The sequence below is a fragment of the Psychrobacter sp. NG254 genome (assembly GCF_015277735.1).
In the GTDB taxonomy this organism is placed as follows: Bacteria; Pseudomonadota; Gammaproteobacteria; order Pseudomonadales; family Moraxellaceae; genus Psychrobacter.
In genome coordinates this window covers 317,507-343,448 of the sequence record NZ_JADHDA010000001.1, presented here as the reverse complement: position 1 = coordinate 343,448, position 25,942 = coordinate 317,507, and the positions used below count along the sequence as shown (strand labels likewise).

Genomic DNA, 25,942 nt, shown 5'->3' with positions numbered 1-25,942 from the left:
CTGACTATATATCTGTACCAAGGGCGCTATTTTGCTATGCTAGAGACTCCCTTGGTTTCGGATATTTAATATGCTAAGTACACCAACCTCTTTGCCGTCTCCTACCACACAATGGTCTCATCTGCTCAACTCGCAGCGTCTTGGCGCTGCCAAAAAATTTAATGCCAATACTAGCACTCGTTCTCATTTTCATAAAGACTACGACAGACTGGTATTTTCGCACTCCTTCAGACAACTCAATCAAAAAACTCAAGTCCATCCGTTGACCAATCAGCTCGGCATTCATACTCGCCTAACACATTCGCTTGAGGTCTCATGTATTGGACGCTCTTTAGCCATGATGGCAGCAGAGAAGCTCCATGATAAATTAGGCAATGGCCTACCAGCAGGTATCTCACCAGCGGATGTCGGCGTTATTGTACAAGCTGCCTGCCTCGCTCATGATATTGGCAACCCGCCTTTTGGTCATGCAGGAGAATACGCCATTCGGGACTGGTTCAGGTTGCCTGAGCCGCAGAAGATTTTGCAAACTTTGAGCCACCATGAGCAGCTAGACCTACTGGCATACGAAGGTAATGCGCAAGGGTTTAGATTGCTCGTCAATAACGAGCATCATCCAGATAAAGGTGGCATGCGCCTCACTTGTGCGACCTTAGGTGCCTTTATGAAATACCCTTGGTTAGCGACACATAGTAACGATATCTCTCAAAGCACAAATCTAGGCGGCATCGCGACCAACGTGCAAAAATTCGGCTGTTTTTATAGTGAGGCGGCTCAGCTAGAAGAGCTGGCAGCGTGCTTAAATTTGCCGCGCTCTGAGCAACACGATGGCTTTGCCAGACATCCACTGGCGTATCTGCTAGAAGCAGCCGATGATATTTGCTATGCGCTCATAGATTTAGAGGATGGCATTAATCTAAACATGCTCACTTATCAGGAGGTCGCCACGATATTTTATGAGCTGATTGGTGAGCGTCCTCATAGTATTAGCCTGCCAATACACATGTCCGTTAGGCAGAGTCTTGCTTCACTACGGGCACGTGCCATGATGCGTTTGGTCAACACAGTGACCGATGCTTTTGTGGTCAATAATAAAGAGCTGCTAGCAGGCACGTTGCAGGGCAGTCTATTTGACCATTGTGATATCAGCGTACAAAGTGGCATCAAACAAGCCAAACAGCTGGCACGCGAAAAGATATTTAATCATCCAAGTAAAGTCCGAATGGAGCTGATGGCTAATCAATGCTTGCATCGTCTATTAGATGCTTTCATGCCACTGGCTTGGGCAGGTACGCAAACGATAGCCACCGCATCGATGTCTTTTGAACAGCAGCGTCTGCTCAGCTTGCTACAGCCACATCTGAATGAGCATCGCCGCGATTTATCGGATAATATCTATCACAATATTTTAAATATCTTAGATTTTATCACTGGTATGAATGACCATGAAGCCTATCGATTGGCGCAGGAATTGCAAGGTCACTGGGGCACAATGGTTTAAAAAAACAGTGTAAGTTTGAGAAATTAACACAAGTTGCGTATTTCAGTCGTATTTATGCGTCGAAATGAGTATGATAAACACCTATCGGACAATTTTGAAATATTATGAGCAGTCGCGAACAGAAAAAGCTTCAAACTCGGCACGCCTTTTTTAATGCCGTGCTTGATTTATGTATGACAGGACAATCCTTTAGCTCCATTAGCCTCAGGCAAGTCACGCGCGAGGTTGGCGTAGTGCCGACTGCGTTTTATCGACATTTCGATGACATGGAATCGCTTGGTCGCGCGCTGGTCATTGAGGAATTGGGCGGTACGCTAGCGGCTTTGAGCGATAGTCTACAAATTGGACGCAAGCGTAGCTTTGATCGCCAAATCGCCAAAAGCATTCAATTGTTTTTACATATGGTCAGCGACCAGCCTTATTACTGGCAGTTTTTGGTCAGTGAACGCTATGGTGGCTCAGAAGCGGTGCGAAAAGCCATCAACGAATTGGTTAAGAAGCACGCTCAGAGTTTGGCTGACGATCTGGCATTACAACCAGCCTTTACGCATATCAATGCCTATGATCGTCGTCTATTGGCCGAGGCTGGCGTCAACATGTTCTTTTCTTGGATTATTGATTGGTTGGAGCTGACTTATACAGAAGACCATGATGATGAGATCGATTTGGAAGAGATCGAAGAGAACAAACAGCTGATGCTACACAACTGTACACGCCAAGCACAGATGTTGTTCTATGGTGCTTATAACTGGAAATCTACCGAAGAAACACGCCTGAGAGACTGATATCGTTAAACCCCTATAAATCCGCTATATCAATTATTTGAGCTTAACTATAGACCGCTGACAATAATTGATTAAAAACTGGGTCGAAATGCCCATAGTCGCTGTGTGACTATCTTCACCTCTTTCTTCACCTCTTCAGACACTTTGCCGTCAATAGCACTACTATTGACGGCATTATTATTGGTACTGCTGTTATTGTTACTATTACCACTGTTGCTGCCAGTATTATTAGCCCGACCATTATCAGCCGCCATTTTACTAATCAATATAGTGGCAAACCGCTGTCTGGTCTGACCGGTATTATTGACATTATCAGACGCGGTGACCAATGCCAAAAAGGCTGAGCTATCAACTGCTAATAATGGTGCAAGCGCTGTACGCTGCGCTTCATCCAAACCACTCAAACTTGGTAGCTGCCATAACTCATCGATAGCCGTCAGTGCTTGGGTTTCACGCATATCAACCAACCCTTGCATCTGCTGACTAGTAGCACCGTCAACCAATGCTGCTAGCAATACAGGACTGGCCGTATTCACATTGATAGGCACGTAGTAAGGCACCGCTGTAACGTAAGGCCGCAAGGCCGCTAATACCTCAGCACTCACCCCTCGAACTTCCTGCAGTTGATCAACACTAACAAAGGGCTGATTTGGTAGCTTTTGCTGTGCTGTACCATTTGACTGCTGCGCATACACCGCACTCTCATCACCGCCATCTTGATAGACATCACTGTCTGTATCTTGATAGTCCAATACAGCAACTGCGATATCTACCTCTAGATTTAATTGTGTCAGCAGTCGCTGAAATATAGCCAAAGCAACAGGATCAGCGGCACCATTTTGATATAAATTATTAAGATTAAAACGACCAGACTCATCGCGCAATTCAATACTGATGCTATGGTTTGCCAATGCATAAGGAGGTATCGGCTGCGCCCAAATATCTTGCTCGCTATCAGTATCATTGAGCTTGCTATCAGCACGAATCATCGTGATTGCTAACTGCTGACCTGCATTGATGTCTTGTAGCAATTGGTTTTGATCAAACAATAGGCCACTGCGTCTGATGGCGACCTTTTGACTGGCAAGCATCGATCCTGCCACCACAGTAATACTCACGACCAATAATAAGATAGTGAGCAGTGCGACGCCGCGCTGAGAGTGACCTGTCATCGACATATACGGCTTTTATTATTAGATACCTGAGGCATGTTAAATCCGACTCTCCTCTTAGATATTGTCTTATTGGTTAGCATTTTCCACACTGCCATTGCTTGTGTCGCTGTTGTTATTGGCGTCATTACTATTACCACTATTATTGCCCTCCTTGGTATCCGTGCTATTTGGGCGACCATTCATATTTGGAGGACGCTGTGATATCGGTTGCGGTGCAAGCGCCCATTGCCAAGTGAGCGGCATATCTTGGTAGGTAAAGCTGACTGCGACACCCTTCGGTAGCATAACCTCATCTGGCGCGGTGCTCGCGCCGTTTACCATCTGTCCCAATGCAATATTTGCACTGCTACTATTGACACTATCATTAGTGGGAAACTCAGCACTCGGCTCTGGCATATAAGCTTGCCAACGCCCAGCTGTCATGCCGTTCAATAACACACTGTCCAAACTGACACTATCGCCCTCAAGGCCAGTATATTGGCGACGAATCAGACGTTCATCAATGAATATATATTCGATGCGTTGGACGCTGGTACTGCTTTGGTAGCGTGGATCAGGATCGGCAAAACGTACAAAGCTGACGTGCTCACCATCTAAGCTCATAAATGGCTCAGGTGCTATCTCCTTTGCTTGGGTATTGCCATTAGTGCTGTCACTAGCATTTGTATTGTTATTTGTCGCACTGATGTTCTGAGAACTAGATGCCTGATAAGGTATCACTTGTGCCATGTCTTGCTGTAATTGTAAATAGGCATACTGTAGGACAGCCAAATGGTCAGCGTGAACCTGTGCGCGCTCACGTGCGCGATTGACGCCATCAAATACTTGCCAGCCTGCAACGGCTAGCATGGCGAATATCGCCATAGAAACCATCAGCTCAAGTAGTGTAAATCCTCGCTGAGATCTCATAGGCCAGACCCCAATTGTCCAGCACTGCCCTGAGCCCGCCCACTCAAGTCTAAGCTACCCATATCTTGCTCAGCATTACTTAGCATCACACTAATATCGGTGACGGAATTGCCTGTCTGGCCATCTATGATAGGCGCCACGGCGATATTGACTTCTTTTAATGCGGGTGTAATCGCATCACCAACCGTCATAGTTACTTGCCAATCACGACCTTGAGCGTTGAGCTTTTGAGTACGATTGGCTGTCAGCCAGGTATCTTGAATGCGCAGGTCGGCTGCTGCATTTTGTGCGACAAAGTGTGCAAGTGTACGGGTGCGCAAGATATCAACCGAGCGTAGATAAGCGCTACTGGCACGGCTAGCAGCGACTGCCACCACTGCCAAAATAGCTAGAGCGACCATTACCTCAATCAAGGTAAAGCCACTCTCACGCTTAGATTTCAGAGACATAGGCTTATTCGTCAGCTTAGCATTTTTAGAAAACTTATCCACTATAATCCCTGTCCCATCATCATACTACCATCAGGCATTATCGTAATGACGTCCCCTACCAGTCGCGAGTTATGAAGCACCTCAATAGTCACAGGCGTTGCTTGGCCTGTGCCAAACCACAATATCTGCGGTACGGTTTGATTGCTGAACCAAGGTTGTAGCGTCTGTCCTGTGCTTGATTGATTGCTAGCATCCAAACTCTGAACTCTGATACTGACGCCATCAGGCAGTTCAGGCAAGCTCACCTCTGGCTCAACCTCCCAGCTCGGTGTTGGCTTCGGCTCTCCAGTAGAGCCTGATATACCGCTCAAATCTGCAGACAGCTCCATTGAGTTTTTGGGTTGACTGTCCGTACTACCTGATGCGATATCAGCAATTTGATAAGCAATATAAGGATTTGATAGGGTGACAATAACAGGCGACACTTGACCCTGTTTATTTGCTTGCAAACTCAAGCCCATCGGCTGCATACGTTCAGCGGATAGCAAACGCACATAATTCAACGAGTCGGTCAGATGCTCATAAAATGCGCGGTTTTTTCGGGACTCACTGCTTCCGACAGACAAACTCATCATACCTGCAAAGATAGACAAGATCACCACAACCACCACGAGCTCGACCAAGGTAAAACCTGATTGCGACTGTGTGTGGTTTGGTAGCCTAGACGAGCGACTGCGAGTGTTATTTGGTATGAAAGATAAGTCACCATCATGGCATGGTGATAGGGTGCTTAAGGTATCAATACGTGAGAACTGATTGATTAAGGGTACAGAGCGATTGATCACTGAGCTGGACTGATTTTTGACAGTGACCGGCATATTGCACCTATAAGCCTAAGTGAGGCGGTGGTATATAAAATGATTAACTGAGAGTGGCTACAACAGTCATGATACTAATAGACATGAAACTAATAGGCATGTGCCGATTGTGGACAAGTAGCATTTAACGTACTGCCACAATAGATATGACAGCACGGACACTTAAAAATTTTATTGTATTATCTGCCATGTGATAAGCATATTAATAATTGGTATTGCGATGCTCTTCTGATTCTGTATCGATCTGCTCGACCAACTCCTGCATATCCTCATCCATCACTTCATCATCAGCAGCAGGGTAATGACTTGGCAACTCAAGCATCTGTTGGACGAACGCATAACGCAAGGTATCACGGCGACCCAGATAACGCTGATAAAAACTTGAATTCAACAGCCCTGCACCGCCCTGACCCATCGCCCAGATAGACGATAAATAATCGCGCGTGCTCAAACTACTGTGCTCATCTTTTAGATAGGCACTGATGATATCAATCAAACGCTTCATACGCTGACGGCGGATATCATACAGCTCGCCAAACAGACGGTTCAGTCCAGTGACCGATGCCGCCAAACGCTCTTCGATTTGATTGAGCAGCATGGCTTTTTGCGGATTAAACAATTGTTGAAAAATCATACGAGCAACGCCTGCCGATGGGCAGTCATCAATACGGTTGATATCAAACAATTGCTCTTCATAACGAATGATAATACGCAGGTATAGCTCATCTTTACTGGAGAAATGCTTGTATAGTGTGCCTTTAGCCAAATCAAGCTGGTCTGCCAAACTGTCTAAAGTAATATCACCATCACCTGACTCAAGTAGCAATTGCTCTGCCATCGCTAAAATGTTCTCTTCTCGTGCCTTAAACTGATGCTGACGACTCATAATCTCTCCTAAAACATGACAAGATTAAGCATACGACCATCGTTTATGTCAGTATATTGGCAATAAGAGTATGATTTTATACAAAGACTGCTCAAGGACCACAATAGGAAATATGCTTATGTTTTCTAAATAATCATATGGTTGCATTCAGTATTATGCATACTAAAAAGAATGAAACCATGAGATTATCAGTTAAATGACTGGTTGGTCATAGCATAACCATTTTAATGATACTGTGCCAGTAAATTCTCAAAGTTTTTTGCGGTGAGTGCACCGACCTCTTGGCTGCTGCACCCATACATGTCTGCGATACAACTTGCCACGTAAGGTACATAGGCTGGCTCATTGGGTCGACCGCGCTTCGGTACAGGTGCTAGATAAGGGCTATCGGTTTCGATAAGCAGTCGGTCTCTAGGCATGTTTTTTGCGGCATCTTTGATTTGTTGTGCACTTTTAAAACTGACGATTCCCGAAAATGAGATATAAAAGCCCAAATCTAAAGCATGCTTCGCCGTTTCCCAGTCTTCTGTAAAGCAGTGAATGATGCCATGCTCAGCACCTTCACTTTTTAAGATATCGATTGTGTCTTCTTTGGCATCGCGCATGTGAATGACGAGTGGTTTTTTTAAGTGTTGACTGGCATGAATATGACGGGCAAGACTGTCCTGCTGCTCTTTTTTGTTTTCTGTTGACCAGTAATAATCAAGCCCCGTCTCGCCTATCGCCCATACATAATCAGCCTTGGCAGTCTCTATCAGACGCTCTACTGTCGCTGACTGCAAGACACTCATGTCCTCACAAGGATGAATGCCCACGCTCATGCCTAAATTTAAGGTGTCATCACTATAAGTGCTAACAATATTGACGATATCATCATATTCGGCAAAATCACACATGATGGCCATGGCACGGGTGACATTAGCAGCTTTCATCGCGTCAATTGCACCGGACAGCTGACCATCATATTTGGTTAAATCTAAACGATTAAGATGGCAATGAGTATCTGTAAACATAAATAATCTCGTTATTGGAACATTATCTGTAAAAAATTAAGAGTCGCTAGGCTGTGTTGATTGCTCTAAAGGGTGCTGTTTTCAAGGACGGTTTGACGGTACACTACTAGGACTGCTTTACTAACAAATACCTTGAGCATTTTACTGATTCCCATAAGCCCTCTATTATGAACCATAAAAAAATCCTTAGCCTGCCACCGATTATAAAAGCTATCTTGCCCAAGCAACTGTATAAACAACAGTTTTTATTACAAGATAAAGGCCATAGCAACTGTATTGATATTGCTAAAGAGGCACAGATTATCGGCAATTCAACCATTACTATTCGTAAAGGTCATGACAATCAAATTACCATCGGTGAGCATGGTAAATTCAACAAGCTAAAAATTGACATCAATGGCAGCCACAATCATATCACTATCGGAGAACGGGTCAAATTCTCTGGGCAACTATTAATCGTTGGTAATTATCTGCACATTCATATCGGTGAACGCACTACCGCGATTGACTGCTATATTTTGGCACGTGACAAAAGCGTGAGCATTGGTAAAGCTTGCATGATATCTCGTGGTATCGAAATTCGCGCCACTGACGTGCATAAAGTATACGATATAGCATCCGATGTACGAATAAACAAAGCACATTCAGACGTTATTTTGGGAGATCATATTTGGATTGCCGCCAATGTGACCATTTCCAAAAACGTCTCTATTGCTAGTGGCTGTATCATCGCCGCTGGCTCATTTGTCAATAAACCAGTCACAACGCCGAACTGCATGATTGCAGGCACGCCAGCAAAAATTATTCGCCAAAACGTACGCTGGGAGCGTTAAGCAAATATGAAATTGGCAACTGCGTTTTCTCGCTTTATCTTTTAGTGTAAAGGCACCACGCGCATCACCTCTTCGATTGTCGTTAGCCCTTCGCTAATACGCTTTGCACCTGATAGACGTAGTGGCTGTACCCCTTCGCGATACGCTTGCTGCTTGAGCACATCTAAATTTGCATCTGCTGCCACGAGTTTTTTTAGCTCATTGGATAACGGCATGATCTCGTAGAGACCGATGCGACCCTGATAGCCCGTATGTCGACAGTGCTCACAGCCCTGCGCCGTATAAATCTGCGCGGGTACTGGCGCACGCCAAGGTTGTACCAGCTCTTGCCACTGAATGGCTATCTCGCTGTCTGGTATCACGTCCATGGCTTTTTTGCAATGCGGACATAGCGTACGTAGCAAACGCTGGGCCATCACACCTAGTATGGTCGCTGACGTCAAAAACGGCTGAATACCCAAATCGTGCAAACGAGTGAGTGAGCTTGGGGCATCGTTGGTATGCAATGTCGAGAGTACCAGATGCCCTGTCAGTGAGGCTTGTACCGCCATGTTCGCCGTTTCTGCATCTCGAATTTCTCCGACCATAATGATATCTGGATCTTGACGCATCAACGAGCGAATACCATCAGCGAAGTGCAAATCGACGCCTGGATTGACCTGCATTTGGTTGAAAGCAGGCTCGATCATTTCAATCGGATCTTCAATCGTACAAACATTCACCTGCTCGGTTGCCAGCTGCTTGAGCGTGCTGTATAACGTCGTGGTTTTACCTGATCCTGTAGGCCCTGTGACTAAGATAATGCCGTTGGGATGTGCGGTCATCTCATGCCACGTTTCAAGCTGCTTACCCGATAGACCGAGCTGAGCAAACGAGCGCACCAACACTTCAGGATCGAAGACGCGCATGACCAATTTTTCACCAAAAGCGGTGGGCATGGTAGAGAGACGCAGCTCAGTCTCTAATCCCTTTGGCGTTCGCGTCTTTAGGCGGCCGTCCTGTGGTCTGCGTTTTTCTGCGACATTTAACCGTCCCAAAATTTTGATACGTGCGGTCACTGCTACTATGATAGCAAGCGGCATCTCATACACGGTATGTAGTACGCCATCGATACGAAAACGCACCTTACCCGTCTCGCGGCGAGGCTCTAAATGAATATCACTGGCACGCTGCTCAAACGCATATTGCAACAGCCAATCAACGACCCTCACGATGTGCTGATCGTTCGCATCTGGGTTGGTATTGTCGCCCAGTTGTAGCAACGCCTCGACATTGGTAACATCAGCTGCTGCACGCTTATGTACGCTGTTTGCCCCTGCTATCGCTTGCGTGACTTGATAAAACTCTTGACGATAGCGGTTGATTTGCTCAGGATTAATGTAGACCGTACGGTAAGTTTTTGATTTAATCAACTTTTCGATACTTGAGTGCCAATCCGTATAAAAAGGCTGATCTGTCCCGATAATGACTTCAGCTAAGCCAACTTCGATTGGCAAGATGTGCTGTGAACGCGCATATTCAAATGACATGAGCTGAGTCACTGCAGGAACATCAATCTTTAATGGATCAATCCGAACGAGTGGCATGTCTGCTTTGGCCGCGAGCCATTGATTTAGCCATGCCAGCGTCAGTTTATTATCACCGTTGCCATCACTAGCATGACCATTAGGCAAGCCGAACTCACTAATCGTCAGCAGTGGATGCTGTGCTTGATTACGGCGGCTAGTAATCACTAAGTTATAGCCGCGCTGATCAATTACCTTGTCCGCCAGTAATTCGTCTAAGCACCAGCGCAAATCAATCACAAGCGAATATTTTTGGGCAGACATACATCTCTTCTTCTATTAAGTGAAAACCTATGGTTATTGCAAACTTATCATCAAGGATAGTATCACTTATACTGCCACTACAGCCGTTATCTGTAGTTGCCCTGAGTCTATCAATTGAAAGCTCACGTCAATCGATTTATAACGCATCACAAAAGACTTGTCGAGCTCAGTACGGCGATAGGCAGGCCTTGGGTCTTGCGCGATGAGTGCTTGAATGATTGCCATGTCAGAGATAAGCAATTGACTCTGTACTTTATAGATACTCGATACAATCGTCGCGTTTTTTAACGCTTGGCTAGCATCTCGATTATTTATGGCATCGCAATTATTGACGTTATCGCAGTTATTGCTATCAATCTCACCAGTCTGACTTGCATTTACTACTGTCATAAACTGCTCATAAGCTAGTGCAGTCATCGTCACCTCTAGCAGCGCTGGCGCAGTTGGCGCAAAGCCACTTTCTCCGTGCATAATCGCATCACTGTAGGCCACATAAGGCTTTATATCGATAATAGGTGTGCCATCTATCATATCGGCGCCCTTGATGATCAATAATACGCGGCCTTCTACTATTTCAATCCGATCAAGCGTCACCACAGACAACCCCAATCCTGATGGCCGATACATACTGCGACTGGCGAATACCCCTATCTTTTGATTGCCACCTAACCTTGGTGGCCGCACTTGTGCGCGAAAGCTGCTATCTGTCTGATTCGTGTCTTTTTTTCGATAGTTATGATGAAATTGCCAACTGACCCATATATCACTGAAAGTCTCTAGTCCTTCGAAGGCTGCAGGTGTATCGTAAGGCGGTAACATCTCAATCACGCTAGTTAATGCCACCAAATTTGGCTGGCGCGGTGCCCCGAACTTTTGTGATAACGGCGCACGATGATAGCCTATGATTGGTGCACAATGATCGCCATCTGATGCTGCTGTGCCATCAAAAATATCGCCCGACATAAAACCTCTCCAAAAATCTGCCGATAAGGACAAACTGCTTTTACCGGACAACTTTGTCAAATGATACAAAATTACTCACTAACGATATTCCATTTTATCATGCTCAAGACGCACTGCTGGACGGTTTTTTGTTTTAAAGTTTGGTATTATGAGCGAGAAATTTGATATCAGCCCCTTATGTTGGTGGCTTATTCTGACTGTTTATTACTATTTATAGACACTGTGAGTGTCGCTACTGCATCAATATACTGTCGAAGATAGTATGGTATGCATGCTAAATAGACGAATAAACCAACGCATAATTGGGCATATCTCTCACGCATATTGCAAAAGATAACTGATTTTACAAATATTAAAATACCGATGGGTCTATTGCTCGTCGTTGAAAATTCTTATTTAATACGCATTTATATTCAACCATACTGATAACAACCTATTAACGAGGACTTTATGTCAAAACTTCGCACCGAAACGGTCACAGAGGTTCATCACTGGAATGACTCTCTATTTAGTATCAAAACCACTCGTGACGATGGCCTACGCTTTCGTAATGGCGAATTTGCGATGATTGGACTCGTCGTCGATGGCAAACCTCTATTGCGTGCTTACTCGATTGCCAGTCCGAACTATGAAGACCAGTTAGAGTTCTTTTCTATTAAGGTTCAAGACGGTCCATTGACCTCACGCTTGCAGCATATCAAAGTGGGTGACGAGTTATTGGTCAGCAAAAAACCGACCGGTACTTTGGTACTAGACGATCTACTACCAGGTAAACACCTATACATGCTCTCGACAGGTACAGGACTTGCGCCTTTCTTGTCATTGGCACGCGATCCTGAAGTATATGAGCGCTTTGATAAAATCATCCTAGTTCATGGCGTACGTCATGCCCATGATTTGGCCTATCGCGACATGTTCGAAAATGAGTTGCCTAACGATGAAATCTTTGGTGAATGGTATCGCGAAAAATTCATCTACTACCCAACCGTTACACGTGAAGAATTCAAAAACCAAGGCCGTGTCACCGACTTGATGAAATCAGGTAAGCTGTTTGAAGATATCGGTCTACCGCCAATCAATAAAGAAGATGACCGTGTCATGATTTGTGGCAGCATGCCATTTAATGCTGAAGTATCAGCCATTCTAGATGATTTCGGATTGACGGTATCTCCACGTATGGGCGTTCAAGCTGATTATGCTGTCGAACGTGCTTTTGTGGGATAGATAAGCATAAAAAAGGATTATTTTCGATTTTATAGAAAATAATCCTTGACGCTAAAATATATGCTGATATAATACCCAGCCTATACAGAGTTAACCCTGTAGCCCAATTCGATAATATTTATTTAATAAACATTATCTTGTAACATGCCAGTGTGATGGAATTGGTAGACATGACGGATTCAAAATCCGTTGCCTAATAAGCGTGTCGGTTCGAGTCCGACCACTGGTACCAATATTTAGTACAAACAAGCCTCCTATTCGGAGGTTTTTTTGTGCCTATTTATTATTGCTTATGATGGCAGTGTGTTCTATGCCACTCATATTACTATTACATATATGTCTATACTGCTACTTCACATTGCATGACAGCACTTATCTTTATTGGTACAGCGTACTTCCAAGGCATACCGCCCGTACAATAAAAGTACCCATCATGAAATGAGACAATATAAGCGGTAAAGTCATTACCACAAAGCTCTGTCATGGCACGCTCATCACTCTCATCACAAACTGCACACCATATTTCTTGAGCATCATGTTCGAGCATTGCTCGGGTCAAGTCACTTCCTTCTAACTTACTCATCATCAGCTCCTTAATTATCCTTTGTTCTCTATAAATGACGTCCTTAGAGAAACAATATACCCGTCTCTGACTTATCATTTTGGTATGAGCTATCAGTATTATCCTTTTAGCTGATAGAGCATGACAAAAGTCAGCGTTCACTCTTCATAGCAATTTGTTACTATCGATAATTTATTGTAAAGTAATAGCATCATGACTGTAACAATCAATTTATTTTTTATGACAAGTGGTAAGACTTTTAAGACAAACGGTATAGAAAAGTAATGCGTCTTATTGTATATCTACATAAAAACATATACAGAACAGTAATTTACCTTTTATTCCCCCCGATCAGTATATATAAGCCTCCTTATTCCTAGATAACTAATTTTACACTATATTTATTTTTTGATATATAAAAATATTCTTACACTATTGTTAGTTAACAGTGATGTATACAAAAATGTATTTTAGAGTCTAATAATCGATACCAAAGCATGGTCGTTATATGGGGTAAAATGATAGCTATGATGACCTCTATACATGCCAGCCCTCGCAAGATTATTCACATAGACATGGATGCTTTTTATGCCAGTGTGGAACAGCGTGACTTCCCTGAATTACGTGGCAAGCCCTTAGTAGTCGGTGGCGATCCAAATGGCCGCGGTGTCGTTGCAGCAGCCAGTTATGAGGTGCGGGCGTTTGGTGTACGTTCTGCAATGTCATGTTATGAGGCGCGTAAGCGATGCCCAGATGTGATATTTGTCAGGCCTCGTTTTGAGGTATATCGGTCTGTGAGTGACGACATAAGACGTATTATGTATAGCTTGACGCCTCATGTTGAACCATTATCGTTGGATGAAGCCTATCTCGATGTCACAGGCTTATTGGTGCACAAAGGCTCAGCGACATTAATGGCAAACTGGTTAAGAGCGCAAATCTTAGAGCAAACAGGACTGACAGCATCTGCTGGGGTCTCATTCAATAAAATGCTAGCCAAAATTGCCTCTGATATTAACAAGCCCAATGGCACTGCCATTATTACTCCAAAAGAGGCTGAGGCTTTTATCAGTACACTACCTATTGAACGCTTTCATGGTATCGGTAAAGCAACGGCAAAGCGCTTGTATGCAATGGGTGTGAGTAATGGCGCAGATCTTCGAGGTGTGCCAGCTAAGACACTGGTTCAGGAATTTGGCAAACGCGGTCAGTTCTATCATGATATCGCTCATGGCCGCGATGAGCGTCCTGTCAAATCTGAACGTACTCATAAATCCGTTGGTTCAGAGACCACGTTTACGGACAATTTGAGCAATGACGATGAATTGCGTGTACAGATCTATGAACAAAATAGCGATGCCTTTAATCAGATGCACAAGAAACAGCTTATCGCTCATACTATTACCCTGAAAATTAAATACTCTGACTTCACTCAAATCACACGTTCGCATACGCTCTCAACATCCTTTGACACTGCTGAATCTGCACATTACTGGTTAGACAAGCTATTTTCGAGCGTTCCGCGTCATCTACCTATTCGTCTGGTCGGTGTGACTTTTTCTTCCTTAACACCTGCCAGCCAGTTGTTACCTCAGCTTACTTTATTTGAGTAAATATTAGACCAGTCCTCATTTTTTACTTTTATCTTTAATTGACCGTATTAGAGTGTGTTGCATCCTTAACCATGATATCGATAGAGATTAATTACTTTTATGCTTAGGCTATTCATCTGCTTTAATCATATTTTATGTATGATAATCCTGAAGTAAAAGACCCTCCTATATAGCCATTTCTGCTACAATCATGCCAAAATTCTTATCTACCGAAAGACTGATTATGACTGACTCTACTACCCTACTTGATACCGATAAAAACCCTGATGTCTTAGATTACCTAAGCGTGGAAGATTATGATTATGAGCTACCAGATATCTTAATTGCGCGTTATCCATTGGCGCAGCGTTCTGCCTCAAAGCTTCTCTATTTACCTGCTCATACACAAACAGAGGCAGCACAGGCACAAGACCGCTTGTTTTCTGAGTTGCCAGATTTATTGAGTAAGGGTGACTTAATTGTGTTCAACGACACTAAGGTGATGAAAGCGCGCTTATTTGGGCAAAAGGATACTGGTGGTAAACTTGAGGTGCTGATTGAACGCTTGGTGAGTATGTCTGATTTAGAGAGTCTCACATTGCATTTAGAAGATAATAATGGCAAGTCAATCAGCCAAGAGCATATTGCCCTGTGTCATGTAAAGGCGAGTAAAGCACTTAAGCTCGGTCAACGCTTGCAACTGGCGGATGGCAATATGAATGCTGCAATGATTGGACGTCAAGATAACTTGTTTATTTTGGCATTTGATGCGCCTATTCTGCCACATTTAGAGCTATATGGTGAACTGCCTATTCCGCCCTATTTTGAACGTCATGCTGATGATACTGACAATACACGTTATCAAACAGTGTTCCATGACCCTGCCAAACTTGCCAGCGTGGCTGCGCCTACCGCAAGTTTACACTTTGATGATTCAGTGCTCAGCAAACTTGCTGAAAAAGGCATTAATACAGCGTTTGTGACGCTGCATGTTGGCGCAGGCACCTTTGCACCAGTAAAAACAGATAACTTACTCAACCATACCATGCATAGTGAATATGCGCACTTGCCACAAACTACTGCTGATATGATTAATCAAACCCATGCAAATGGCCATCAAGTCATTGCTATTGGGACGACAGTAACGCGAGTCCTTGAAACGGCCTATCAAAAGACGGCAATCGATGGACAAGTACTGTCTAGTTGGTCGGGCGATACCGATATATTTATTTATCCAGGGTTTAAATTCGGTGTGATAGACAGACTGCTAACCAACTTTCATTTGCCAAAATCAACCCTACTTATGCTCGTGTCGGCGTTCTCCGGCAAAGCCGCTATTGAGCATGCCTATCAACATGCTATTGAACAACAATATCGCTTCTTTAGTTATGGTGATGCGATGCTACTCGATAAAAAAACACAGTAAACAATAAATAGACACTTTTTCATTAGTCACAACAGTTCTGAAATAAACTGGTAAACTAACTGGTATTTTGTTATAAAAGCATAGACAACTTATACTCTAAAGGACTGCTCATGTCTTGTCATCTTTCTCGTCGCTTGACTACTATACATCGCGCGGTATCGATGGCATTGCTATGTTCTGTGAGCTATGTATCTCTCATATCAAGTGTACAGGCTGCAACCATTGGTAAAACAGTGGTTACCTCAGCACAGCACGAGCCTTTAGTCGCCAGTATTAGCATTAGTAATATCAGAGCTGCTGATTTTTCTGCCAGTCTGGCCAATCCTATCATCTATCAACAGATGGGCTTGACGCCGACTGACTCTATATCGGTGCGCTTTCAACCGACTTCAGCCACTAGTGGTGAGGTATTCATCACCACTTCACAGCCAGTATTTAAGCCTTTTGCTGATGTAGTCTTAGCGATCAATGACAACGGCCAGCGCAACATGGTGCCAAAAACATTGCTGATGCCACTGAGTAATAGCCTACCTATTAATACGGCCAAGAATATCGTCACTGGTGCCAAAAAACCAAACCTGCCAAGCGTTTCTCCCAGTATGGCAAAACCCTTGATGCTACGAAAAGGCGCGCCGCCGCCACTGGGGTCCATGTCGGCTATGTCATCCACGCTAACACAACCGAAAACCTCACTAATGACAGCGCCAACAACTGATCTAGACATGTCTAGATTACCAGTATCTCGTATCCAAGCACCATTACTAACCACTACCACACAGAGTAGTGGCCGTACCTATACGCCCTCTCGCCCAAATCAAACGCCTTTAAACGCTAGTGCTGCTGTTAATAACTTGGGTACTACTGATGACAAACGCATTTCTGCGCTGAGTTTAAGCAATCAGCCTTTAAATGGCAAAAATAGTGATAAGTCTACCGTCACGAATAGCAGTAGTAACGAGGTCAATGCGAGCGAAAATGCAAAGACAGCTGATCCGTTACTGACAAATAAGTCACTTGATACATTAAGTATTCAGGTCACACGCCAAATACAACCAAGTAGTAAAATAAACGATACGCTAAATGCTGCAACCTTGGTCACAGAAAACGCTGCGCCAACGCCAAACAACAATGTGAAAAATGTACCAACAGACAGTGGCGATACTAGCACCACATCTCATACCGTCGCACTTAATAATCGCGTGACGCCTTCTGATAGCAGTGTGATACCTAATACCACTCATCAGTATCAAGTACAAAATAACGACAGCTTATGGATGATTGCGCAGCAGATTGCACAAGAAAACAATCTAAATGTTCAAACGGTGATGAAACAAATCCAATCACAGAATCCTGATGCCTTTATCAATAAAGATGCCGATCAATTAAAAGCCAATGCCAAGCTCAGCCTACCCAGTTACGATGTCATACCCTCACAGCGAAACCTAGAAGCGGCCATTAATGCTCAAAGACAATATCGCCGCAGAGTGAATACCTCTACTGCAATGACGCCTGTGCCAAAATCATCCAAGCCGACTTCTGAGATAGCTACTGCAGCCAAACGCTCCGAAAAGCCTGTAACCACCAAAACACGAACGCTACCCAAAGCACAGTTTTCTGTACTCGCTCCTGGACGCGATGGGAATGCTGATGGTACACAGGCAAAAGCCGCAGCTGACAATGGTAACGGCATCAGTACTGATATATTGGCCACACTCAAAGCATCAAGACAAAGCACTGCCTCACAAGCACAGCAGTTGACGAAGACTAGCAGTGCACTCAGTGACTATACAAGAAAGATTCAATTACAAAATCAAAAACTGGCTGAGCTACAAGCTCGTCTTAAAAAATTACGCAATCAATAACCGCCTACTGAATCAATACGATAGGCTGTGATCACAGGTGTGGAGTAACTCATGGACAATATGCTATATATCATCGCTGGGCTAGTACTTATATTGTTAGGGGCCGTTTTGGTATTGCGCAAAAATAAAGCGCAAAAATCTGCTATAAGGCCGTCTACAAGTTCAGCAAGAAATGCTTTTACTGCGACGGCAAAAACGGATTATGGCACACCAACGCAAAGCACTGAAACCAATAGGTTCGATCATATTATGATTGCGCAGCGCTTCATGGATCAGCAGCGCTATGATAAAGCAATGGAAACGGTCAATCGCGGTCTAAGTGAGAAACCCAATGACGGGCCACTGTCTCTCAAGCTACTCAGTATATACGCGACGATGGATCAACCAGAGAACTTCAATACCCTTTATGATCGCATCAAAATGCAGCAGGATGCACACACCATTACCCTCGCTGAGGAGCTAAAGGTTTCATATGTTGGAGAGTCAACAGCTCCAGTAGCCACACAGTCTATGTCTACAGTAACAGCGGATACTAACGATAGTTTTGGCGGTTTAGATTTCGACTTACCTACCAGCCAAGCCAATACGACAAATGTGATAGCTGATGCTCCAGTCATTGAGAGTGATTCTGCGATTACTCTTGACGACACCACCAATCCTTTGGCATTTTCAGATGAATTTGAAAATACTAATTCTACTGCTGAAAATGTAGACGATAGCTTTGATTTAACACTTAGCGATTTAGAAAATGGGTTTGATACGCCAGCCGCTACTAGCGAGACGCCTGTCGCGCCGATATCAACGGCAGATGACAACGCCCTCGACACAGTGACTAACGATAGCTCTAACGCTAACGAAGATGGTGATTTCAGTGACTTTGAATTCGATTTTGATTCACCTATTGAAGAGACGACGCCTACCACTTCAAACTCAGAGATACAAGACCACGAAGCCTCATTAGAAAATGAAGACTTTATCTTAGATTTCGATGATTTAGCAGCTGATACGGATAAAGGTACTGCCGTCGCGTCTGATGCCGTTAACGATATAGACGAAACCTCCATTGCTCATCTCCAAAACGGCGAGGATGATTTTGCACTATCTTTGGACAGTCTCGATACCTCAGATGATTTTGAGACTGCATTCAATAGTGAGTCTTTTGTCATCGAAGCAGATGACGATATGAGCGCCTTTACTCTTGAGAATACTCCTCTTGAAAATGACACGGCTGCAGCGTCGACTGCGGCAATCGATAGTTTCGCTGATTTTAACTTTGAAGAACAGTTTTTAAATGATGATGTTGAGGTCAATCGATTAGACACGTCTAGTGCCGAATCGAACACGCCGTTAAGGTTCGATGACAACACGTTGATAGACGATGATGGCTTTGATACTGACGATAGTACGGCTCTATCATCAACTGCTGATGCGCCTGTTGAAGACAACACGTATGCTGATGGTGTTGAATCAGCAGCAGATTTTTCATCGCGTTTCGCAGCAGACTTTGACTTCGTTAAATCACTTGATAGTAATCAAGTGACTCTAGAGTTGGCTGATCAGTACCTACAATTGGGCGAGTACGATAGCGCCAAACGTTTGCTGAATGAAGTGATTACTCAAGGCAATAGTGAGCAAAAGAGCAAAGCTAAAATGCTACTTGGACGCACTGCATAATCGCTTTGCTATGCATGGTCGTTTTACAATGCGTAATCGATTCAATGCTCTGCCAATTCAAGTCAGCATATTAATTCAACATAAACCTCTAGATACTTATCAGCAATTATTCTATACGCTTAGAATAATTGCTGATTTTTTGCATTTGGCACTAATACTGTCTATTATTGATCCCTCTTATCATCGTTCTAAAACTGTTTAACGCATTGCAAGACCATTTAAAGCCGCCTCTCATTCAAACTTATTTACTGTGTTGATACTATGCCTTCTTCAGCTCTGACTAAAACATTCTCTGACCCTATCCAACTGATTTATGCGGGTGGCACCTTTGGTAGCTACGGGCGTCCTCTAGCGCCACTATCAGCAGAGGTGTTTTTACCTACCTTAAAAGAGCTGCTTATCGCTCAAGATACAGCAGCAACTCTGCCAAAAATATCATGGTTAGAGAACACGCTGATTAAAGACAGTAGCCAGTTGACCCCGCATGACTTCGTGCATTTTTATCAATTATTGCTCAATGCCTATTCGCAAGGTGACAGACGTTTTTTGCTCATCACTGGTACGGATACATTGAGCTATCTAGGGGCATTTTTGGCAGAGGCGTTTGCAGGTAGCGATATCTGTGTGGTTTTGACTGCCAGTATGCGCCCCCTATTAGATAGTGACATGCTGCATTCTTATAATATCGATGCCCATAGTGATGCGTGGAGCAACTTAAGTGACTCATTGAAACTGGCCGCTGCAGGCGAATCGGGTGTCAAGATTAGTTTTGGCGGTGAATCATGGCCTGCCCAAACTGTACAAAAAATTCACAGTCACGACCTGATGGCCTTTACAGGTCATTCTCGGGCAGCATATCCTGCCAACAGCTATATCAAACATTTACCTGACACTCGCAGACAACATTGGCTTGATGATCAGCAAGAGACCCTCGCTACTGTCAAAATGCGTGCTGAACATGCCAGTATTCACGCTCTATATTGTCTGCCTAATGATGTCTCAGTGATAAATAATCAGCTACTGGCTCTCTTATTAGAGCCACCATGCGGCATTATCCTATTGGGATTTGGTGCTGGCAATGTCCCTTATTCAGAGGCACTAGCAGAAACATTAGAGCTGATTCATAAAAAAGGACATATCGTTATATGCGCCAGTCAGTGTCCATTTGGCGGGGTTAGTGATAGCTATGCGGCAGGCAGTTGGCAGTATGACCATCATGTGATTGCAGGTGGTCGCTTAACCATATCTGCTATTTATGCACGGTTATTATGGCTCCTGTTACGTTACGATAGTCCTGCCAGACGCAAACAGCGTTGGATCAACACCGTCAGTAAAACCGGCACAACCATCAAAAAACGCTAAGTCACTCTTAACTATCTCTATTTTTATAAGCTCAAAAACACCATGTCTGAAACTGTCTCTATCGAATCTAAATCTTTACCGACGTATACCTTAGCAATTGCCATTGAGTTTTTGGGTACCCATTATCACGGCTGGCAGCGTCAACGCGAAGTGCTTGGCGTCCAAGAAGCTTTGGAGAAGGCTATTGGAAAAGTGGCCAATGAACCTGTTGAGGTCATCGCAGCAGGCCGTACTGATGCGAGTGTGCATGCCAGCAATATGATTGCTCACTTCACCACGCACGCCTATCGTCCTGCTAATAACTGGTTACGCGGGGTCAATAGCCTCTTACCCGATGACATTGCTTTGCGCTGGATTCAACCGATGCCCGATGATTTCCATGCGCGCTTTGGGGCGATTGCTCGCCGTTATCGTTATGTCACGCTCAATCAACCGCAGCGGCCTGCGATACTCAATCATCAGGTGACCCATATTTACGAGCCTCTTGACCTAGCAGCCATGCAGCAAGCAGCTGCCGATATCGTTGGCACGCATGATTTTAGTAGCTACCGCGCTGCTGCCTGTCAGTCCAATCAGCCAGTGCGTACTATCAGCCATGCTAAGCTTTTTGAACATGGTCAGTTTATTGTGTTTGATATTCAAGCAGATGGTTTTTTGCACCACATGGTACGTAACCTAATGGGCACGCTATACGCGATTGGTAAGCATGAGTTAGAACCAGCAGATTTTTTAACTATCCTTAATAAAAAAGACAGGACAATTGCACCGCCTACCGCTTCAGGAGATGGCTTATACTTTATTAATGCCTATTATCCTGAGCGTCTCCAGCGTCTGTTGCCGGATGCACCATTAACACCTATTTGGTTGAACTTACCTGACTAAATTCATGTAAATTAGCATACATATCACTTACATGCTGTCAAGTGAAAACCGGGTTTCGTATTGCTTTAATCCATTAACTTACGTATAATATCGGCTTATTTTTAATTGATTGATATAAATTATGGCAAAAGACGATATTATCGAATTTGAAGGCGAAGTCATTGACACCCTTCCTAACACTTTGTTCAAAGTTCGTTTAGAAAACGGACACGAAATCATTGCGCACATCTCTGGTAAGATGCGTAAGCATTATATTCGTATCTTGACAGGTGATAAAGTTAAGGTCGAGATGACCCCTTATGATCTATCTAAAGGTCGTATCACTTACCGTGGTAAAAACTAAATCATAGTTAAATCAGAATCATTGCTAACTAAGATGGTTATCAACGTATTTGTAAAAATACAGCCAATAACCGAATAGCTACTTTATCGCTGATAGCTGATATAGACGCTTGGGTGGTTTAACTGATAATAATAATGACATTGCTAACCTACTCATTATTGCCTATCAATGTTTTAGTTATTTAGTATTCGCTGTTTGTTTTACAAAAAAATACCGCTAAATATCAGCGGTATTTTTTTGTCTGCCAATCATGATAGCCAGTCGTTGACCGTTATGATTTAGCTAAACTCTACAGTTGCACCATTTTGTATAACCCCTAACAGACTGAGTGCATCCCAATTGGTCAGACGAATACAACCTGCCGATGCTTGACGGCTTATACGTGCAGGATCTGGTGAACCATGAATGCCATATGTGGGTTTACTGAGTCCAATCCATACCGATCCCACTGGGTTGTTGGGTCCTGGTGGAATGATTAACTTGCTACCATCTTCAGCAGTATAGGTATAGTTAGGTTCATGCACTTTCACTTTTACCGTATGCGTACCTGTTGGCGACGGCGTCGCTGTACTTCCCACCGTCGTTGGATAGCTGGCTATCAGATTATTTTTTTCATCGTAAGCATAAAGCGTTTCTGTAGTTTTATCAGCAACAACGCGGCTGACAGGCTTGGTATTAGGGTTGCCCGGATTATAGACAGTAATCGTCTCATCAACAGTAAACTGAGCATTAGGGTTGAGCGATTTTAGATATTTTTCACTGATGTGAAATTTTTCGGCGAGCGCTTCTGTTAGGCTTTCGTAGTACATCCCTTCCAGCTTGGCCTTTGCTGCTGTCTCAGTAGGTATGGTGGTGGTTTTGACATTGATATCGGCCTCATTTAGCTGATAGCTGATCAAAACTGGCTGCGTCATAAGCTTTTCATTTTTGGTGAGCGCCTGCCATGTTTCGTCGTTTAAGGTCTCAGTCACTGCTAGATCATTTGCTTGTTGAAACGCTTGCATGGCTTTACGGGTATTTTCCCCCCAATAGCCATCGACAGCGCCCACACCATTATGATGCCAATTCAATAACGCTTGCAGCTTTGTACCCGTATTGCGATCTATACTGGCACCCTCTGTCCAGTTTGCTTCATTGACCTTTTTGGCTGTCGTCGATAAATCCTCAGTCGTATATTTTATGGTAGGCAAAAACCTGTTACGTGACACAGTAGTTTTAGTATCGCCTGTGAGTTTTTGGCTCATGCCAGAGCCACTGGTTACTGGACTGACCTCCTCATTGACAGAACTTGCCTCACTATCACTACTTACATCACTATCACTGCCATTATCCATACTCATGCTATCAGTCGTCGCTGCGATACTTTGACCCATAAACACTGCTGTAGATAGACCGATGACAGCCATTGCTTTACTTATTTTCGTTAATTGGTACATGAAACACTCCTCAGTTTTTAATTATTAAGTGATTGGTACAGTTTTTATTATGTAGTTTTAGTTTTTCAATCATGCTTCAATATGCTATTAATCCTTTGCCATTCATTCGGTTATTTATCATTCGCTTGATATTGTCGAAATAACAGGGCTCACTCCATCTTTGTGATAGTCCCTATCAATAAACGACATCTCCAACGATTAACAAATAGCTCATTCGTAAATAACAGATATTGCCATATTCCCTTGTGATCATATAACAGCTTTATGTTAAATAGGCTCTAGTTGTGCAGTCTCTCTGTTAATGCCATGCTGATTGGTAAGTTTTATTACAATATTAACCAAAAATACCCATAAATCGCTAAGCAATTTATGGGTATTTAATGTGTGAAATAATTCTATCAAGCACGCTATATTAGCGTAATCATGGCCATCTAGACTTGATTAAGCAGTCAATCGAAGCTTATACCAACTTAGCCAATACTGCTTGACCCATCTCTTTACAGCCTACTGTTTTCAGACCTTCTTCACTAGTATCCAAGATATCAAGCGTACGTAAGCCATCATCAAGTACATCGCTGACTGCTTGCTCGATCGCCTGTGCAGCGGCTTCTTGCTTAAAGGTATAACGCAGCATCATGGCAACAGATAAAATGGTAGCTAATGGATTGGCTTTATCTTGACCTGCTATATCAGGTGCTGAGCCATGACATGGCTCATACATACCTTTGCCATCCTTATCTAGGCTAGCAGATGGCAGCATACCAATAGAACCTGTCAGCATCGCGGCTTCATCGGACAAGATATCACCGAACATATTGCCCGTTACCATGACATCGAACTGCTTGGGGTCTTTGATCAATTGCATGCAGGCATTGTCCGCATACATGTGTGACAATGCCACATCGGTATACTCTGCTTGCTGCATCTGGGTCATCGTCTGTTTCCACAGTTCAGTAACTTCCAGGACATTGGCTTTGTCTACCGAGCATACCTTTGGCGCAGTGCCTGCAGCCTCAGCACGCGTTTTTGCCAACTCAAAAGCCACTTTACCAATGCGCTGAATCTCGCTGGTGCTATACACCATCGTGTTATAGCCTTGCAGCTCACCATTCTCTAATGTGCGGATGCCACGTGGTTCGCCAAAATAAATACCACCAGTCAGCTCACGAACGATAAGCAAATCTAAACCTGAGATAATCTCAGGCTTGATACTTGAGGCGTTTGCGAGCTGCGGATAGAGCTTGGCCACACGCAAGTTAGCAAATAGACCTAGCTCACCGCGAATCTTAAGTAGGCCACGTTCAGGACGTTTGCTACGCTCAATAGCGTCCCATTTAGGTCCACCAACAGCACCTAGTAATACGGCATCTGCAGCACGTGCACGTGCTAGTGTTTCATCAGGCAAAGGCTCGCCCGTCGCATCGATAGCCACGCCGCCAATCAATCCCGACTCAAGTGTCAAACCTAGTGCAAACTTCTCATTGACTGCATGCAGCACATCAATGGCTTGGGTCATAATCTCAGGGCCGATACCATCGCCTGCTAATGTTAAAATCGTCGCCATACTAATCCTTTTGGATATATTTTTATTGGTGAATTAATTTTCTTATTACGCTGTGGTTTTCTTAGCTTTAGGGGCTGATGATACTGCTTTAATCATACCCGTCTCCACAAACTCTCCTTGACGTTCTGCATCCATCTGCTTACAGAATCGGCGCTGTACAGTGTTGTCCTGCAATAGCTCAATACACAAGGGCGCAGGCGATGCCGTCTCCAGCAAGCTGCCTGAATTTTGGCTAGATTTTTTTTGATAAGCACGCAACTGATAAGTGCCCGCTTCCACAAAATCATGAATCATCGCAAAACGCTCAACATAGCCCATATTATTTTCTGGATAAAAATTAACATGTACTTCACGCTTTGCAGGCAGCACCCTTGCATAATAGTTGGTCAGCCCTGCCATACCAGATGCAGCCAGTGGCACTATTTTTATGGCACTTTTATTGGTGAGCGGCGTCATGTCCATGCTGAGTTGGGCTTTTGATGGATATTTGACACTTTTATCACGTGGCAAAGTCGCCACCATTTGAGCATGAATTGGCTCATGCTTATCAGGTGCAATAATCAGCGTTTTGTCTATTTGCATGATTTCACAGTGATAGGTACCCAGACAGGCAATATTCACCTCGCCAGCAATCGGTTGTATTTTACCTACCACTGCCGCTGCGTTTTCTGCTTCATCTATTTTTTGGTAACCCGTCAGTAACTGACAGCCTGACAATAATAAACTTGCAGCGACAATTGTGCTTGTCGATAGAGCATAACGGTGTTTATTCATAAGGGCAGCTACTCATAAGAAAAAGAAGAATATAATAA

Annotated in this window: 23 protein-coding genes and 1 tRNA gene; 12 read left to right on the top strand and 12 right to left on the bottom strand. The window is 43.8% G+C overall.

Translation table 11 applies throughout. The features are described from left to right. Nucleotides 1–70: 70 nt before the first annotated feature. Nucleotides 71–1,501: a deoxyguanosinetriphosphate triphosphohydrolase gene (locus tag IP510_RS01380; protein ID WP_194363006.1), complete on the top strand. Its 1,431-nt coding sequence runs from the start codon at nt 71–73 to the stop codon at nt 1,499–1,501. 104 nt (nt 1,502–1,605) lie between these two features. After that, nucleotides 1,606–2,286 carry a TetR family transcriptional regulator gene (locus IP510_RS01375; RefSeq protein ID WP_194363005.1) on the top strand — a complete coding sequence of 227 codons (681 nt, stop codon included), beginning with the start codon at nt 1,606–1,608 and terminating at the stop codon, nt 2,284–2,286. Nucleotides 2,287–2,357: 71 nt separating this feature from the next. Here IP510_RS01375 and gspK read toward each other — a convergent pair whose 3' ends face one another. The 6 genes from gspK to IP510_RS01345 form a co-directional block, all read right to left on the bottom strand. Beyond that, nucleotides 2,358–3,458: a type II secretion system minor pseudopilin GspK gene (gene gspK, locus IP510_RS01370; RefSeq protein ID WP_194363004.1), complete on the bottom strand. Its 1,101-nt coding sequence runs from the start codon at nt 3,456–3,458 to the stop codon at nt 2,358–2,360. Between the two features lie 69 nt (nt 3,459–3,527). Further along, nucleotides 3,528–4,370, bottom strand: coding sequence for a type II secretion system minor pseudopilin GspJ (gene gspJ / locus IP510_RS01365; RefSeq protein ID WP_194363003.1), 843 nt, complete (start codon nt 4,368–4,370; stop codon nt 3,528–3,530). After that, nucleotides 4,367–4,819 (bottom strand): type II secretion system minor pseudopilin GspI, encoded by a 453-nt coding sequence (gspI, locus tag IP510_RS01360; protein ID WP_194363002.1) that lies wholly within the window; start codon nt 4,817–4,819, stop codon nt 4,367–4,369. Before gspI ends, gspJ begins: the two co-directional genes overlap by 4 nt. 41 nt (nt 4,820–4,860) lie before the next feature. Continuing rightward, a complete protein-coding gene (locus tag IP510_RS01355; RefSeq protein ID WP_194363001.1) occupies nt 4,861–5,679 on the bottom strand; it encodes a prepilin-type N-terminal cleavage/methylation domain-containing protein in 819 nt (272 codons plus the stop codon). 202 nt (nt 5,680–5,881) lie between these two features. Further along, a complete protein-coding gene (locus tag IP510_RS01350) occupies nt 5,882–6,565 on the bottom strand; it encodes a TetR/AcrR family transcriptional regulator (RefSeq protein ID WP_194363000.1) in 684 nt (227 codons plus the stop codon). 224 nt (nt 6,566–6,789) lie between these two features. Continuing rightward, nucleotides 6,790–7,578, bottom strand: a complete 789-nt coding sequence (locus IP510_RS01345) for a TatD family hydrolase (protein WP_194362999.1) — start codon at nt 7,576–7,578, stop codon at nt 6,790–6,792. Between the two features lie 167 nt (nt 7,579–7,745). Here IP510_RS01345 and IP510_RS01340 point away from each other — a divergent pair, with 167 nt between their 5' ends. Then, nucleotides 7,746–8,411 carry an acyltransferase gene (locus IP510_RS01340; protein ID WP_194362998.1) on the top strand — a complete coding sequence of 222 codons (666 nt, stop codon included), beginning with the start codon at nt 7,746–7,748 and terminating at the stop codon, nt 8,409–8,411. Nucleotides 8,412–8,452: 41 nt separating this feature from the next. Here the strand turns inward: IP510_RS01340 and IP510_RS01335 are convergent, their stop codons facing one another. After that, nucleotides 8,453–10,240 (bottom strand): GspE/PulE family protein, encoded by a 1,788-nt coding sequence (locus IP510_RS01335; RefSeq protein WP_194362997.1) that lies wholly within the window; start codon nt 10,238–10,240, stop codon nt 8,453–8,455. A gap of 66 nt (nt 10,241–10,306) precedes the next feature. Next, nucleotides 10,307–11,203: a tRNA (N6-threonylcarbamoyladenosine(37)-N6)-methyltransferase TrmO gene (tsaA, locus tag IP510_RS01330; protein ID WP_194362996.1), complete on the bottom strand. Its 897-nt coding sequence runs from the start codon at nt 11,201–11,203 to the stop codon at nt 10,307–10,309. 450 nt (nt 11,204–11,653) lie between these two features. Here tsaA and IP510_RS01325 point away from each other — a divergent pair, with 450 nt between their 5' ends. Beyond that, the gene (locus tag IP510_RS01325) at nt 11,654–12,427 is read left to right on the top strand and encodes a ferredoxin--NADP reductase (RefSeq protein WP_194362995.1); all 774 of its coding nucleotides are present in this window, start codon (nt 11,654–11,656) and stop codon (nt 12,425–12,427) included. 146 nt (nt 12,428–12,573) lie between these two features. Continuing rightward, nucleotides 12,574–12,659: transfer RNA gene (locus tag IP510_RS01320), tRNA-Leu, on the top strand. 108 nt (nt 12,660–12,767) lie between these two features. Here the strand turns inward: IP510_RS01320 and IP510_RS01315 are convergent. After that, the gene (locus tag IP510_RS01315; protein ID WP_227669407.1) at nt 12,768–13,010 is read right to left on the bottom strand and encodes a hypothetical protein; all 243 of its coding nucleotides are present in this window, start codon (nt 13,008–13,010) and stop codon (nt 12,768–12,770) included. A gap of 506 nt (nt 13,011–13,516) precedes the next feature. On the opposite strand from IP510_RS01315, the gene dinB reads away from it, so the two are divergent. The 7 genes from dinB to infA all read left to right on the top strand — a co-directional run bounded on the left by dinB (nt 13,517) and on the right by infA (nt 22,130). Next, nucleotides 13,517–14,602, top strand: coding sequence for a DNA polymerase IV (gene dinB, locus IP510_RS01310; protein ID WP_194362993.1), 1,086 nt, complete (start codon nt 13,517–13,519; stop codon nt 14,600–14,602). Between the two features lie 223 nt (nt 14,603–14,825). Continuing rightward, complete coding sequence (queA, locus tag IP510_RS01305; protein WP_227669406.1) at nt 14,826–16,007, top strand: tRNA preQ1(34) S-adenosylmethionine ribosyltransferase-isomerase QueA; 1,182 nt, start codon at nt 14,826–14,828, stop codon at nt 16,005–16,007. Between the two features lie 110 nt (nt 16,008–16,117). Continuing rightward, nucleotides 16,118–17,869, top strand: a complete 1,752-nt coding sequence (locus tag IP510_RS01300; protein WP_194362991.1) for a FimV family protein — start codon at nt 16,118–16,120, stop codon at nt 17,867–17,869. A gap of 51 nt (nt 17,870–17,920) precedes the next feature. Then, nucleotides 17,921–19,543, top strand: coding sequence for a FimV/HubP family polar landmark protein (locus IP510_RS01295; protein ID WP_194362990.1), 1,623 nt, complete (start codon nt 17,921–17,923; stop codon nt 19,541–19,543). Nucleotides 19,544–19,804: 261 nt separating this feature from the next. Then, nucleotides 19,805–20,905 carry an asparaginase gene (locus IP510_RS01290; RefSeq protein WP_194362989.1) on the top strand — a complete coding sequence of 367 codons (1,101 nt, stop codon included), beginning with the start codon at nt 19,805–19,807 and terminating at the stop codon, nt 20,903–20,905. 42 nt (nt 20,906–20,947) lie between these two features. Next, nucleotides 20,948–21,787: a tRNA pseudouridine(38-40) synthase TruA gene (gene truA / locus IP510_RS01285; RefSeq protein ID WP_194362988.1), complete on the top strand. Its 840-nt coding sequence runs from the start codon at nt 20,948–20,950 to the stop codon at nt 21,785–21,787. A gap of 121 nt (nt 21,788–21,908) precedes the next feature. Next, on the top strand, nt 21,909–22,130 hold the full coding sequence (gene infA, locus IP510_RS01280; RefSeq protein ID WP_021814850.1) for a translation initiation factor IF-1: 222 nt from the start codon (nt 21,909–21,911) through the stop codon (nt 22,128–22,130). 278 nt (nt 22,131–22,408) lie between these two features. On the opposite strand, the gene IP510_RS01275 is transcribed toward infA, so the two are convergent. The 3 genes from IP510_RS01275 to IP510_RS01265 form a co-directional block, all read right to left on the bottom strand. Then, a complete protein-coding gene (locus IP510_RS01275) occupies nt 22,409–23,566 on the bottom strand; it encodes a L,D-transpeptidase family protein (protein WP_194362987.1) in 1,158 nt (385 codons plus the stop codon). Between the two features lie 460 nt (nt 23,567–24,026). Next, complete coding sequence (gene leuB / locus IP510_RS01270; protein WP_194362986.1) at nt 24,027–25,130, bottom strand: 3-isopropylmalate dehydrogenase; 1,104 nt, start codon at nt 25,128–25,130, stop codon at nt 24,027–24,029. A 45-nt stretch (nt 25,131–25,175) separates the two neighbouring features. Beyond that, nucleotides 25,176–25,904 (bottom strand): hypothetical protein, encoded by a 729-nt coding sequence (locus IP510_RS01265; RefSeq protein ID WP_194362985.1) that lies wholly within the window; start codon nt 25,902–25,904, stop codon nt 25,176–25,178. Between the last annotated feature and the right edge of the window lie 38 nt (nt 25,905–25,942).

Excerpts from the sequence above, each read along its gene's own strand:
- IP510_RS01380 (WP_194363006.1), top strand. The coding sequence starts at position 71 with ATGCTAAGTACACCAACCTCTTTGCCGTCTCCTACCACACAATGGTCT.
- IP510_RS01375 (WP_194363005.1), top strand. The coding sequence starts at position 1,606 with ATGAGCAGTCGCGAACAGAAAAAGCTTCAAACTCGGCACGCCTTTTTT.
- gspK (WP_194363004.1), bottom strand. The coding sequence starts at position 3,458 with ATGACAGGTCACTCTCAGCGCGGCGTCGCACTGCTCACTATCTTATTA.
- gspJ (WP_194363003.1), bottom strand. The coding sequence starts at position 4,370 with ATGAGATCTCAGCGAGGATTTACACTACTTGAGCTGATGGTTTCTATG.
- gspI (WP_194363002.1), bottom strand. The coding sequence starts at position 4,819 with ATGTCTCTGAAATCTAAGCGTGAGAGTGGCTTTACCTTGATTGAGGTA.
- IP510_RS01355 (WP_194363001.1), bottom strand. The coding sequence starts at position 5,679 with ATGCCGGTCACTGTCAAAAATCAGTCCAGCTCAGTGATCAATCGCTCT.
- IP510_RS01350 (WP_194363000.1), bottom strand. The coding sequence starts at position 6,565 with ATGAGTCGTCAGCATCAGTTTAAGGCACGAGAAGAGAACATTTTAGCG.
- IP510_RS01345 (WP_194362999.1), bottom strand. The coding sequence starts at position 7,578 with ATGTTTACAGATACTCATTGCCATCTTAATCGTTTAGATTTAACCAAA.
- IP510_RS01340 (WP_194362998.1), top strand. The coding sequence starts at position 7,746 with ATGAACCATAAAAAAATCCTTAGCCTGCCACCGATTATAAAAGCTATC.
- IP510_RS01335 (WP_194362997.1), bottom strand. The coding sequence starts at position 10,240 with ATGTCTGCCCAAAAATATTCGCTTGTGATTGATTTGCGCTGGTGCTTA.
- tsaA (WP_194362996.1), bottom strand. The coding sequence starts at position 11,203 with ATGTCGGGCGATATTTTTGATGGCACAGCAGCATCAGATGGCGATCAT.
- IP510_RS01325 (WP_194362995.1), top strand. The coding sequence starts at position 11,654 with ATGTCAAAACTTCGCACCGAAACGGTCACAGAGGTTCATCACTGGAAT.
- IP510_RS01315 (WP_227669407.1), bottom strand. The coding sequence starts at position 13,010 with ATGAGTAAGTTAGAAGGAAGTGACTTGACCCGAGCAATGCTCGAACAT.
- dinB (WP_194362993.1), top strand. The coding sequence starts at position 13,517 with ATGATGACCTCTATACATGCCAGCCCTCGCAAGATTATTCACATAGAC.
- queA (WP_227669406.1), top strand. The coding sequence starts at position 14,826 with ATGACTGACTCTACTACCCTACTTGATACCGATAAAAACCCTGATGTC.
- IP510_RS01300 (WP_194362991.1), top strand. The coding sequence starts at position 16,118 with ATGTCTTGTCATCTTTCTCGTCGCTTGACTACTATACATCGCGCGGTA.
- IP510_RS01295 (WP_194362990.1), top strand. The coding sequence starts at position 17,921 with ATGGACAATATGCTATATATCATCGCTGGGCTAGTACTTATATTGTTA.
- IP510_RS01290 (WP_194362989.1), top strand. The coding sequence starts at position 19,805 with ATGCCTTCTTCAGCTCTGACTAAAACATTCTCTGACCCTATCCAACTG.
- truA (WP_194362988.1), top strand. The coding sequence starts at position 20,948 with ATGTCTGAAACTGTCTCTATCGAATCTAAATCTTTACCGACGTATACC.
- infA (WP_021814850.1), top strand. The coding sequence starts at position 21,909 with ATGGCAAAAGACGATATTATCGAATTTGAAGGCGAAGTCATTGACACC.
- IP510_RS01275 (WP_194362987.1), bottom strand. The coding sequence starts at position 23,566 with ATGTACCAATTAACGAAAATAAGTAAAGCAATGGCTGTCATCGGTCTA.
- leuB (WP_194362986.1), bottom strand. The coding sequence starts at position 25,130 with ATGGCGACGATTTTAACATTAGCAGGCGATGGTATCGGCCCTGAGATT.
- IP510_RS01265 (WP_194362985.1), bottom strand. The coding sequence starts at position 25,904 with ATGAATAAACACCGTTATGCTCTATCGACAAGCACAATTGTCGCTGCA.